Annotated in this window: 9 protein-coding genes; 5 read left to right on the top strand and 4 right to left on the bottom strand. The window is 59.6% G+C overall.

The features are described 5' to 3' along the window. Positions 1 to 138 precede the first annotated feature (138 nt). Positions 139 to 1812 carry an IS1634 family transposase gene (locus THTE_RS12470; protein WP_207651711.1) on the top strand — a complete coding sequence of 558 codons (1674 nt, stop codon included), beginning with the start codon at positions 139 to 141 and terminating at the stop codon, positions 1810 to 1812. Positions 1813 to 1916: 104 nt separating this feature from the next. Here THTE_RS12470 and THTE_RS12465 read toward each other — a convergent pair whose 3' ends face one another. Continuing rightward, positions 1917 to 3062 (bottom strand): homospermidine biosynthesis protein, encoded by a 1146-nt coding sequence (locus THTE_RS12465; protein WP_207651710.1) that lies wholly within the window; start codon positions 3060 to 3062, stop codon positions 1917 to 1919. 752 nt (positions 3063 to 3814) lie between these two features. Between THTE_RS12465 and THTE_RS12460 the strand changes: the two genes are divergently transcribed. Next, complete coding sequence (locus THTE_RS12460; RefSeq protein ID WP_157732067.1) at positions 3815 to 5080, top strand: alkaline phosphatase family protein; 1266 nt, start codon at positions 3815 to 3817, stop codon at positions 5078 to 5080. Between the two features lie 126 nt (positions 5081 to 5206). Here THTE_RS12460 and THTE_RS12455 read toward each other — a convergent pair whose 3' ends face one another. From THTE_RS12455 to THTE_RS12445, 3 genes are all read right to left on the bottom strand, one after another. Then, positions 5207 to 6583 carry a sigma-54-dependent transcriptional regulator gene (locus tag THTE_RS12455; RefSeq protein ID WP_207651709.1) on the bottom strand — a complete coding sequence of 459 codons (1377 nt, stop codon included), beginning with the start codon at positions 6581 to 6583 and terminating at the stop codon, positions 5207 to 5209. Positions 6584 to 6679: 96 nt separating this feature from the next. After that, on the bottom strand, positions 6680 to 8089 hold the full coding sequence (locus THTE_RS12450) for a sensor histidine kinase (protein WP_157732066.1): 1410 nt from the start codon (positions 8087 to 8089) through the stop codon (positions 6680 to 6682). A 230-nt stretch (positions 8090 to 8319) separates the two neighbouring features. After that, the gene (locus THTE_RS12445) at positions 8320 to 8877 is read right to left on the bottom strand and encodes a hypothetical protein (protein ID WP_095415739.1); all 558 of its coding nucleotides are present in this window, start codon (positions 8875 to 8877) and stop codon (positions 8320 to 8322) included. Between the two features lie 456 nt (positions 8878 to 9333). Between THTE_RS12445 and THTE_RS12440 the strand changes: the two genes are divergently transcribed. From THTE_RS12440 to rsmH, 3 genes are all read left to right on the top strand, one after another. Further along, positions 9334 to 10662, top strand: coding sequence for a 4Fe-4S dicluster domain-containing protein (locus THTE_RS12440; protein ID WP_095415738.1), 1329 nt, complete (start codon positions 9334 to 9336; stop codon positions 10660 to 10662). Positions 10663 to 10727: 65 nt separating this feature from the next. Then, positions 10728 to 11300: a BMC domain-containing protein gene (locus THTE_RS12435; RefSeq protein WP_095415737.1), complete on the top strand. Its 573-nt coding sequence runs from the start codon at positions 10728 to 10730 to the stop codon at positions 11298 to 11300. A gap of 205 nt (positions 11301 to 11505) precedes the next feature. After that, on the top strand, positions 11506 to 12390 hold the full coding sequence (gene rsmH, locus THTE_RS12430) for a 16S rRNA (cytosine(1402)-N(4))-methyltransferase RsmH (RefSeq protein WP_095415736.1): 885 nt from the start codon (positions 11506 to 11508) through the stop codon (positions 12388 to 12390). Positions 12391 to 12604 lie beyond the last annotated feature (214 nt).

The raw sequence follows: 12604 nt of genomic DNA, 5'->3' as shown, positions 1-12604 counted from the left end.
TGACTGATCTTCCGCATGGGTTTTGGGGTTAAGTAGCGTGGCGGGAAGAACTTAGGACATGTTCGGGGCCAGGAATGTAGTCATGTATATCTCAATTTTCCTCTTGACAGAATGGTTTGGTGGTGATATTCTATAGGCATGTACATCACCACTGTCCCCAACCACGGCTCGCGTCCCACGGTCCTCCTCCGGGAAAGCTACCGCGAGGATGGCAAAGTCAAAAACCGCACCTTGGCGAATCTCACCCACTGGCCCGCCGAACGCGTCGAAGCCCTCGCCCGAGCCCTCCGCGGCGAATTCGACAATCTGGTCTTGGGAGAGCCCGTTTGCGGTCCTTCCTTTGGCGCCCTGTTTGCTGCCAAGCAGGTTGCCGACCAGTTGGGCCTGAGCCGCGTCTTGGGCGCGAGCCGCCGCGGCAAGCTGGCCCTGTTTTTGGTCTTGGCGCGCCTGTTGTGTCAAGGTTCCCGTCTGTCGGCGGTGCGGTGGGCTTCTCAGCAAGCGGTGGGGGAAGTCCTCGGGCTGGAGCCGTTCACCGAGGACGATCTGTACCGGACCCTGGACGAGTTGGCTGCCCGCCAGGCCCGGATCGAGCGGGCCCTCTACCGGGATTATCTGCGTCGCCACGGGGGTCGGCCGCCGGTGTTGGTGCTCTACGACGTGACCAGTGCTTACTTGGAAGGTCGCTGTCACGAACTGGGGGCCTATGGGTATAGCCGGGACGGCAAGCGTGGCAAGCTGCAGATTGTGGTGGGGTTATTGACCGACCCGGCGGGCGAGCCGCTGGCTATTCGCGTCTTTGCTGGCAACCAGGCGGATCCCACCACGGTTGGTGAACAGGTGCGGATTTTGAAGGAGCAGTTTGGGGTTGAGGAGACGGTCTTGGTGGGGGACCGGGGGATGGTGAAGTTGGCGGGCAAGGAGGCGCTGACGGCCGCCGGTTTGCGTTACATCACCGCGCTCACGACGCCCCAGGTTCGCCGTCTGTTGGGCCAGGGGACCCTGGAGTGGAGTCTGTTCGACGAGGCGGTGGCCGAGGTCCAGGCCGAGGGCCGCCGTTACGTGTTGCGGCGGAATCCGCTGGTGGCGGAGCGGGAGCGGCGGCGGGTGGCGGACAAGCTGGCCAAACTGGAAGCGCGGGTGGAGGCCCGCAACCGGTTTGTGGAGAACTCCGAGCGGGCTCGGCCGGAAGTGGGGTTGCGGCGGATCAGGGAGTGGATCCAGCGCTACGGTATAGAGGACTGGGTGCAGGTGCGGTTGGTGGGTCGGCGGCTGGTGTTGGAGGTGGATGCAGCGGCGCGGGAGGAGGCGTTGGCCTTGGCTGGCTGCTACGTTTTGGAGACGGATGTGAGGGGCGAGCTTTTGGATGCGGCGGCGGTGGATCGGTGTTATCGGGGCTTGGCGGTGGTGGAGCGGGCGTTTCGGAGGATGAAGACGACCGGGTTGGAGATTCGGCCGGTGTACCTGCGGCGGGCGGATCGCACGCAAGCCCACGCGTTGGTGTGCATGCTGGCGTTGAAGCTGCAGATGGTGCTCGAGGAACGGTTGCGTGCCGTGTTTGGGACCACCGCCGAGGACGAACACACGGTGACGCTGGAGGATGCGTTGACAGCCTTGGGGCGGCTGTGTTTGGAGTACTACCAGGTGAACGGGCGGATTGAGTTGACGCGACTACCGCAACCGGACACCCAGCAACAGAAGATCCTCGAGGCGTTGGGGGTCCGACTGCCCACCTTCCAACCGTCCCGTCTGAAGAAGCCCACCCAGAAATCCCCCCGATCCCGGCGGCGTAGTCAGCCGCGTTCAACCCGGTAATCTCCTCTAACTTGAATCCTTTTAATAACTTCCAACCCAGACTGTGCGCCATCCCTTGCGGAAGATCAGTCTGTCTTTTGTATCAAACGAGCGTGAGTCTGAGCTCACTCGCTCGCCTGCGGCGAGGAGCCGTGCCGCCGGAGGAACTCGTCTCGCAGTTGTCGGACAAACTCTTCCCGCCTTTCAAACAACCGTTTGAGGGGGCGTTTCGAGCACCGCGTCAGGGCATACGACGTCAGAAGGGGCATGGCCACCGTGGAATCGATGTAACAGACCACGGAGTCTGGCACGCGATCGGGATCGACCTTTCCCCAGCTCACCGCCTCTTGGGGGGTAGCCCCCGACAACCCACCGGTATCGGGTCGCGCGTCGGTGAATTGCAGAAAGTAATCGTGACCTTTTGTTTCGATTTCGAGGATGTCGGTCACATGGGGAGCGGTCTGAAGCACGAAGTTTTTGGGACTTCCTCCACCGAAAATGACCACCGCCGAGCGGCGTCCTTCCTGCTTCGACCAGTAATAAATGGCCGCCGTCTCGTTGACATCGGCAAGGGGATCGAGGACAAGCTGGGAGTTGCGAAAACGCTCAGCGGCGGCCACCATGCCGATGGTCGAGTCTCCCGGAGAACTGGTGTAAACCGGCACGCCACAGCGGTAGGCCGCGGCCAATACGGACACGTGGGGAAGCCCCGACTGCTCCTCGGCTTCTGCCGCGTACTTCCCCATGTAATGATGCAGTTCGGCAGTGGTGAGTCGGCCCTGGAACTCTGGGCGGACAAGCATTTCCTGGACCCGGCGGTCCGTCTCAATCAGGCACTCGTCAAGGGAGAGGAGCACATCGTAAATCCGCACCACGCCCACCTCATGGAGGTGGCGATCGTCGTAGCGGAAGTCGCCGGCCACCAATTTGTAATTGAACGCAAAGTGAAGGTCGTGGTAGAGGTTGGCGCCCGTACTTACAATCCAGTCCACGAAGCCGGCCTCAATCAGCGGGACGATGCAGGAAGCCCCCAGGCCAGCGGGGGTCAGTGCTCCGGCCAATGATATACCCACCGTGACGTCTGACGCAAGCATTTTTCGGGTGAAGAGCTGCACTGCCTCTCTCAACCTTCCGGCGTTGTACGCCAGGAAACACTGATCGATGAGGTCGGCGGCGGACTCATTTCCTTTGATCCCGGGCGGCAGGATCCGTCGGCCGGAAAGCAGCATGTCGTGCTCAGATTTATGGTTGCGTCGGGGACAATTATTCATGGCGAAAAACTCCAAAGATCTTCTTATTCGGCTGTTTTCAAAGACTGAAGGGAGCCCTGCACAATTGGTCTGACGAATCGCCCAGACCGGGGTCTTGTGTATGGTTTTCGGACCGAAATACGCAGCGCCTGTTGGGGGCAATTCGTCAATTGCCCCTACCATGAAAACTTCAACCTATCCGGCGTCAATTGCTCAGGCAAACCTTAAACCAGGGATATTGTCGAACACCCTGGCTCGGCGCCTCTTGCAAATCGATCTCGGAAAAATCAAGCCGCACCCCGCCGTCTGGGGTGGCGTGCCTCTTTCCGCGAGCTTACTCACCCGGTGCCGGGGCACGTCATGAAACGGGGAGCAAAAAGTGTTATTTAACCTCAAAAAGCTAGGATAAAAAAGCACCCAAGCGCCAGGGTCTACTCGGGAGATCGCTGGGGGCCAGGCTGAGGGAAGGGTCGAAGCTGGGGGCGCCCTGCCAGAAGCGTGCTCGGTGGCCTGAGGATTGCCAATCTCAGTCCGTATCCACTGGAAGTCTTTATACGGATACGCTGCCAGTTTCGCCAGATGCAAATGTGCATGACGCTAGCCAGTCAGGAGTTTTTCGTCCCACTGTGCGCTTTATCGCACTGGCGCAATAGAGTTGGCGAAGGCTCTTCATCCGACAGGATTCGGGTCATTTTGCGGGCAATACTGGCTGCTCGTTGGCAGGTTTTCAAAGTGGTGACTGGATGGTTCTCAGCAGTTCGGGAGGTGATCCTATGAAGCGGTTGGTTCGACCTCTGGTACTCCTGGCCCTGGCACTCATGCTATTGTCGGGCCGCCCGGTTTTTGCGGAAGAGGCCGGGAAAGCGGCAAAACCCCAGAACATCATCCTTATCGGATGGGATGGTGCTCAGCGGGCACACGTGATGGAGTGTTTGCAGCGCGGGGAGCTGCCGAATCTCCAGAAGCTCGCAAAAGAGGGGGCTCTCGTTAACATCGATGTCGTCACTGGCGCAACCGACACCAAAGCGGGGTGGACACAGATACTCACTGGCTACAATCCTGAAGTCACAGGGGTATACAGCAACGGGCGGTACCGGGACGTTCCCAAGGGCTTGAGCGTCTTTGAGCGTCTCAAGGAACATTTTGGTCCTGATTTTGTATGTGTTGCGGTGATCGGCAAGCGGGAACACTGCGGAGAAATCCGGGAGCCGTTCAAGCGACAGCTCACGGACGAGGAAGCAGCCAAGATTCAGGCCGAGCGGCAAGCCCAGGCCAAGCAGCAGGGGCAGGCCCGGCAACAGCAGCGGGCTCAGGGCAATCAGGCGGCTCAGAGACGGGCTCAGCAGAAAGCCGGGCAACCGGCCCAGCCCGGCGCCGGCCGACAGGTCCTTGGCCGGATTGTGGAAGAAAACGGCGTCAAGTATCTCGTCTTTGAAGGCTCGCCGTATTACACCATGCACAAGGCCTGCGATGTGTGGGAATATGGGCTGATGGAAGACGAAAAAGTTGGCTCCCGGGCCATTGAGCTTTTGGAAAAGTATCGCGACAAGCCCTTCTTCTTCTTTGTGCATTTCGCTTCGGTCGATCATCAGGGGCATCGCTTCGGAGAAAACTCCAAGGAGTACAACGATGCCCTCATTTCCAACGACGCCTGGCTGGGCAAGATTGTGGAAAAGCTAAAAGAGCTTGGACTGTATGATAAGACCCTCATTTACGTGACGGCCGACCACGGCTTCAATGAGGGCGGCACCGGCCACAGCTATGCTCCCTATGTCTTCCTAGCGACCAATGATCCCCTGGTGAAGCGGGATGGTATGCGGCAGGACATCGCCCCCACCATCCTCGCTCGGTTTGGAGTGGATCTGAGCAAACTTCAGCCGCCGCTTGACGGCGAACCGTTAACCCAGCCCGCCACAAAGCCGGTCTTAAAGGCTCCGGAAACGCCTCCCGCCAAACCCCAGGCGGCGGCTGCACAGGGGCGAGCGGGGCAGCGGCGTGCGCGGCAGGGTCAGGCGGCACCGGCCACCCAGGCTCCATGAGGCCCCTCAGGCGTTGCTCCGCGGTCGGATGACATCGGGCACATCCGCCCGCTGCAGGTAAACTTATTCCGTGGGTAGGGGTGAGAAAAATCACCCCTCCTTTTTTGCGCGCGACAAGGCGTGGCTTCAACGAGATTGGTCGCCACCGCTTGGGGGAGATAGGGCTTCCAAAGCCTTGAGCTTGTAGATAAGCGCTCGCCGGCTAATACCCAGTTTTCTGGCGGCCAGCGTTCGGTTGCCGCCGCACTCGGCAAGGGTGGAGAGGATTGTCGCCCTTTCCACCGCCGAGAGACGCCCTTCCTCGCATTCTTGGGTTGCTTCATGCCCCGAGGACGCCAGGGCCGCCACCTCGGGCGGAAGATGCTCCGGAAGGATGATATTTCCCTGCGCCAGCAAACACGCCCGCTGGATGGCATTTCGCAGTTGCCGCACATTTCCCGGCCAGTGATACGAGAGGAGAGCCGCCATCGCCTGGGGTGAAAAACGCACGGGTTGACGTGCAAACTGACGGCCGAAAAACTCGGCCAGCGGGAGAATATCCTCACGTCGCTCCTTCAACGGCGGGACGGTGAGTTCCACCACGTTGATGCGATAATAGAGGTCTTCGCGAAATCGGCCGGTTTTGACGAATTCCTCAAGATTGCGGTTGGTGGCTGCCAGAAGCCGGAAGTCTGTCCTTACAGGTTTCTCACTACCGACGGGGATGATCTCCCCCGTTTCCAGAGCTCGGAGCAGCTTTGCCTGAACGCTGAGGGGCAATTCCCCAATTTCATCAAGGAAAAGGGTACCCCCGTGCGCTGCGCGAAAATACCCCATCCGATCCGCCGTGGCGCCGGTAAACGCCCCCGCGACATGTCCAAAAAGCTCGCTCTCAATGAGTGATTCTGGCAAGCCTGCGCAATTGGCGGCAACAAATGGGCCTTCGCGCCGGGAACTCCAGTCGCGAATGAGCCGTGCCACCACCTCCTTCCCACTGCCGCTTGGGCCGAGGATCAAAACCGGGGCGTCGGATTGTGCCACGAGATAAGCTGTTTCCAAAACTTTTTGAAAAGCGGCACTTACGCACACCACGTGGGGAGGCAGGGGCGGTAACCGCGATTTCGTGGCCAGCTCTTCGCCACGGCCCACGTGGTCAAGAATAACGGTTTCCAGTTCCTCAAGATCGACGGGCTTAAGGAGATAATCGACGGCCCCAATCTTCATCGCTTCCACCGCTTCGCGCACGTCTCCATAAGCGGTGATGAGAATAATTGGGATGTCAGGATACTTTTTCTTCAGATCCGGTAGAATCTCCAGCCCCGATTTGCCCGGTAAACGGACGTCCAGAAGTATGAGACCGGGGTGCTCATCCGCAATGCGGTGCCAGGCTTCGTCGGCGGATCCTGCTTCGGCGACGCGCAACCCCAGCGAGTGCACCACCTCTGCAAAGAGCTTACGGTGGGCCTCGTCGTCATCCACGATCAGGATCAAGGGCTGCTTGCCGGGTTTAGAACGCATGGGCATCGGAAGCGGATGTCACGAGTTTTTGTTCCCCATTTGAGTTTGCCAGGAGATCCCCAAAACCGCCCTTTCTATCGCCTTATTCGGATGTTGACGTGGCTATGGTCCATCCCCGCCAGGGGCGTCGGGAGCTGGTTCCAGATTTCCCGGGGCGAGAGTGCCGGCCCCTCTGCCTGTCGGCCTCTCAGGAGTGGGCGCAGGCTTCCGTTTGTTCATCGGGATGACTATGCGAAACACAGAACCGCCCTCCGGCAGCGGCTCGTACTGAATGTCCCAGCCATGGGCCTCCACAACCTTGCGAACCAGTGCCAACCCCAGACCACTCCCCTGAGGATCGGTTGAAAAATAAGGTGTAAACAGACGGGGAAGCTGTTCCGGTTTGACCCCAGGCCCGTGATCTCTCACCTCAATTGTACTGCAGTTGGAAGACACACGCGTGCTAACCTCGACCGACGTCCCCGGCTGTGTGAACTTGACTGCGTTGTGCAACAGGTTGAAGAGTGCCTGACGAAATAGTTCGGGATCGGCCCAAAAAGCGATCGGGCGGTCTGGCCGCTCAAAGTGACAGCGAACGGCTCTGGCCTCGCAATCCGGTTCCAGCAGTGTCAGAAGCTCCTGAATAATCGGCTCTGGGTGGACAAGCTCCCATCGTGGCCGGTAGGGTTTTGCAAAAGTGAGAAACTGTGTCAAACGCGCGGCCAGCCGATCGCATTCTTCCATGACCAGGCGGGCTTCCCTTGCAACCGGCGACTGGGGTTCCGCACTCTGCGCGATCTTCTGAGCCCAACCCCGGATCAGCCCCAGGGGATGGCGGGTTTCATGGGCGAGGCCGGCTGCCGCCTGTCCGAGTTCCTCATAGTGTTTCGCCCGCAATTCAGCCAATCGACGCTCGTGTTCGGCGGTCAAAGCTCTGGTGGCAAGGCCCCACACGAGAGCAAGCAGCGCGAGACATCCCAAACCGGTTGCCACCGCCACGAGACGACTGATCGCAGCCCGCCGCATCTGGGCGTCGTAACCGGAACGATCCAGCAGCAGGATCACAAGGAAGTTTCCTCCATTGGCGAAGTGGCTGGGATTCTCCTGTTCCATCGCATCGCGGAACCAACGTCCCCAGCCGAAGCCTCGACCGCGTCCCGGCCCCTCCGGTGGGAGTGGCGGTAGCTCGAAGGCCTTTTGGATCAGAAAACCTTCCGGCAGTTTCGCCCAATCGCCCGGCGGAATTTCCGGGAGGTTTGCTCCGGCTCGAAGTAAAAACCGGTGATTTTTATCGGCAATTCCTGCAGCCAGCACATCGTGGGAATCGACGAGTTCATCAAGGGCCACCTGGATTTGCTGATCGAAAAAGGCCCCCAGCCGACGATGCGAGCGGATGGCTCCGATGACAGCCCTGGCGAGGGCTTCGGCCTGGCCACGGACAATTTCCTCCGCACCCATTCGGTCCGTCTGCCACTCGTGCCACTGCCAGGCTACAAAAAGCAGGGCCACCGCCAGGAGAAATCCAATTGCCAATATTCCACCTGCTTCCCGAAGGACTTTGAACCTTCCTCCGTGCCCTCGCGAGCGGGTTTCGAATGGGGGGGAAGGCGAAACCACAGTTGTCGGCGGCGAAACGAGCGCGTCCTTCATTAGGCTTGTGGACTCCCCGAATGCGTGTGAAAAAAGGCGGGAGATCCGTTCAATCTCCCGCCGTTGTAAGACCAGGAACTTGCCGCTGTCAACCACGGTCTTCCGGACCTATTTCACCAGCCCCAGCGGAATTCGTAGTAGTCACAGATGCCATTGCCGTTGCGGTCCACGTAATAGGGCCCAAGGCCCATTCCACGGCCGGGACCACCCATGCCGTATCCCCGGCCCCGTCGTGGGCCAAAACCGGGAGACGTTGGTCCAAAACCAGGACCAGGTCCACGACCGGGGCCCATCCCCATCGCGTATCCAGGACCGCGTCCCAATCCCAGCCCGAGACCGGGCCCACCCCACGGGCAGACGCCCATGGCCGGATTGCCGATTGGGGCAGGACCAGCTTTGACCCACTCCGCACGCAGGTCACGAAGCTTGGCCTGCAGTTCTGCAATGCGCTGGCTGTCCGGCTGGGGCTTGGTCTGTTCTTCGGCCAAAGCTGCCATGGTGCGGAACCACTCGGCGCGGATTTCCGCCAACTTAGAAACTGTGGCGCCCGGTGCGGGGACAGCAGCCGGGGCGGAGGTATTGGCTGCCGCAGGCTCGCTGGCCCACGCAATCGCGGGAAGTACCAGAAGAGCCAGTCCAGTTAGAATCGTCAAGAGTCGTTGAGCACGCATGGTCGTGTCCTCCTCATTACAGGGTTACTTGTGTGTGATACACCTCGACATTCACTTTCGACCTTCAGGCCGGCGCCGACCTGGCGTCTTTATGAAGCACAAGCGATGCCAAAACGCATTTTTCGCGGCGCTGCCCGGAAAAACCCGCGGGAAAAGCCGCGAAATGCCACCTGTGCGGCGGCCGGGTAGACATGAGTTACCCTTTGACTTGCCCGCCGGCCGGGAAATTTTTGCAGAGAATGGCTCGCGACCCAATCGGTTGCGGTGTGCAATTTCTGCACAGCTTATCGGCAAAGGCGAAGTTTGACGGAAAAAGACAGGAGTTCATCACGATTCTGCTTTAAGCTAAGATTGGAAAGAGCCATCCAATAGTTTTGTTCAATTGTTCCCATCAATTTTCTCTCGCCGGGAAACCAACCTCGGCTAGCAATCCTCGACGATGCAGGCGCGAAGCCCATGAAGGTCACGGTGGAACACGTTTTTGAGGCCGGCGTGGTGGGGGCCGGAGGGGCCGGGTTCCCTACGCACGTGAAGTTATCCGCGCGTGCCGATACAGTGCTCATCAACGCGGCGGAATGCGAGCCACTCCTGCATAAAGACAAAGAGATCCTCCGTGATTACACGGAGACGGTGCTGGAAGGCCTTCAGATCGCTATGCAGCTTGTGGGAGCGGAGCGCGGCGTCATCGGCATCAAGGGCAAGTACCACGATGTCATCGAAAAGCTGGAACGATTGATTCCTCCGCGTGTGGAGATCGTCCCTCTCCCCGACGCATACCCGTCCGGTGACGAATTCATTCTCGTGTACGAGGCCCTGGGACGCGTCATTCCGCCTGGGGGAATTCCCCTGCATGTGGGAGCGGTTGTGATTAACGTGGAAACGGCGTTCAATGTCGCCCAGGCCGCTTCACAGCCGGTCGTGGAAAAATATCTGACGATTGCGGGGGCGGTGAGGGAGCCTGTGACCCTCCGCGTGCCGGTAGGGGTGACACTTGCGGAATGCCTCGAGCTGGCTGGCGGTGCAACGGTGGCGAATCCTCAGTTGATGGTGGGTGGGGTGATGATGGGGTATCTGGAAGAGAACCCCCAGGCTCTCGTGGATAAAACGACCGGGGGTGTTATCGTTCTTCCTCATGATCACATCGTCATTCGGCGGCGCCGTCAGGACTGGAAGCAAATTGCCAGGATTGGCCGGTCGGCCTGTGATCAATGCAGTTTTTGCACGGAATTGTGCCCGCGCTGGCTCCTCGGGCATCCCATCGAACCCCACCGGGCCATGCGCAGCCTGGGCTTCACTCTGGTGGGAGAAGCGAATGTCCAGGGCACTGCATTTTGCTGCGAATGCAATCTGTGCAGCCTGTACTCCTGCCCCGAAGACCTTGACCCAAAGAACGTCTGCGCGCAGAACAAACGTCGGATCCTTGCGGAGAAACGGCGATGGGAAAACCCGCCGTTCGTTCCCGAGAGAGCGGACCGGTTGCTCAAAAACCGCCGCGCCCCTACCGCCAGACTGATGCGGAAGCTGGGGTTAACAGTCTATCCCAACGTGGGACCGCTTGTGGAACGGACTGTTACGCCGCGGCGTGTGGGAATCAAGCTGAAGCAACACGTAGGAGTACCCTGCGAGCCAATCGTGCAGGTTGGTGACAGGGTGGAACGAGGTCAGATGATCGGACGTCCGCCCCGGGCCAATGGCAAACCAGCGCTGGGCGCCCCTGTGCACGCCTCCATTGCGGGACGGGTGAGTGCGATCACCGATGGAATTATCTGGATTGAAAGTGAGTAACATATTCGGTTTGAAATCGCCCTGCCGCCACAGCATCGGAATATAGAAAGGAAAAGGAGACAACGATGGCAGAAATTCAACCCACCGGGCGAGCCATCGCGGCCGTTGAACTGTCGAGCGTCGGCGTTGGCTACGAAGTGGAAGACGTGATGCTGAAGGCAGCCTCTGTGGACCTTCTCATCGCTAGGACCATTTGCTCAGGTAAATACCTCATCATCGTTGGTGGGTTGGTCAGCGACGTCCAGGCGGCTTTGCAGGCGGGGCTCGCCGCAGCGCGGGATTCCGTCATCGACGAACTTTTGATCCCGAACGTGCACGAATCGGTATTTCCGGCCCTGGGGCAATCGGTCGTTCTTGATCGCGATCACGCGGGGGCTCTGGGGGTTATCGAAACATTCAGTGGCACAGCAGCTCTGGCGGCCGCCGATCGGGCAGCCAAGGCCGCTCGCGTCACCCTCTTCAGAATTCACGTCGCCATGGCTTTGGGAGGAAAAGGCCTGGTTCTCATGACGGGCTCGGTGGCCGACGTTCGCGCGGGAGTATCGGCCGGAGCGGAGGAAGCCCGATCCAGAGGGCTGTTGGTGTCAGAGGTGGTCATCCCACGGCCATCGCGAGAACTCTTCGCCGATTACCTCTGATACGTCCAGAACCGCTAGAATTCTGGGGGAGGCTTTCTTATCCACGAGTCGGCGTCCAACGGGCTGGCGTTTTCCCACTCAAAGACCGCGTTACAATGGAACCGGGAAGGTGAAGGCCCAAGGGAGATCGCACCTTGTTCATTTCCCGCAGCTCCAGGCCCCGCTTCCCGCCACCGCGTTGAACCTTTGCTGATTTCAGTGAGCCATGGATGTCTCTGCCCAAAGTTGCCACATTCCGGTGATGCCTCAGGAAGTTCTGAAATTTCTGCATCCGCAACCTGGGCAGGTCATCGTGGATGCTACTTTAGGAGGGGGTGGCCACACACGCCTAATCGCTCAGCGGGTTTGGCCGGGGGGCGCCGTCATCGCTTTGGACCGCGATCCGGCAGCCGTGCATCGCGCGGAAAAGAATTTGGCGGCCCTGCCGGTCCGGATTGTGCAAGGTGATTTCCGTGATTTGCCAGAAATATTAGACGAACTGGATGTAGAAACGGTGGACGGTATCTTGCTCGACCTGGGGATGTCGAGCGATCAATTGGCCGACGCCAGCCGCGGCTTCAGCTTTCAGGCGGATGGACCGCTCGACCTGCGGTTCGACCCAACCTCCGGGGAACCCGCGTGGACGCTCATCAACCGGATGGGGGAAAAAGCCCTCGCCGACCTTATCTACCGGTATGGGGAGGAACGCTTTTCTCGGCGGATTGCTGCCCGAATTGTGGAAGAACGCAAAAAGAGCCCGATCAAAACAGCACGCGATCTGGCGGAACTCATCTGCCGCGTTGTGCCTCGGCATCGGTCCGGTGGCATCCACCCCGCAACTCGCACTTTCCAGGCGTTGCGGATTGCGGTTAATGACGAGCTGGGCGCGTTAGAAACGGCCCTACGGCGTTATCCCGACGTGCTCCGACCTGGAGGACGCCTTGTGGTGATCAGTTTCCATTCGCTGGAAGACCGGTTGGTTAAAGAGGCGTTCAAATCTGATCCCCGGTACACGGTTCTCACCAAAAAACCGATTACGCCGAGCGAAGAAGAGGTGGCGGCCAATCCGCGGGCACGGAGTGCCAAGCTGAGGGCCGCCGCGCGAACCTGAAGACCTCACGCGATTTCTCATGGTGCCTTGAGGCCCGGCTTCTCGAAATCGGGCGGGACCCAATCGTCAGGTCCACACAACGGAGGGACCTCTTCCGGAGGGACGTGCTTGTCACGTCCGCTTGTCAACCTTCGATGATCCATCCGAATTCACTCCCATTCCGGTAGGGGCAATTCATGAATTGCCCCTACAACGTCGGAGGGACCCGCTCGTC

The organism is Thermogutta terrifontis, assembly GCF_002277955.1.
In the GTDB taxonomy this organism is placed as follows: Bacteria; Planctomycetota; Planctomycetia; order Pirellulales; family Thermoguttaceae; genus Thermogutta; species Thermogutta terrifontis.
This window is presented reverse-complemented; position numbering and strand designations above follow the sequence as displayed.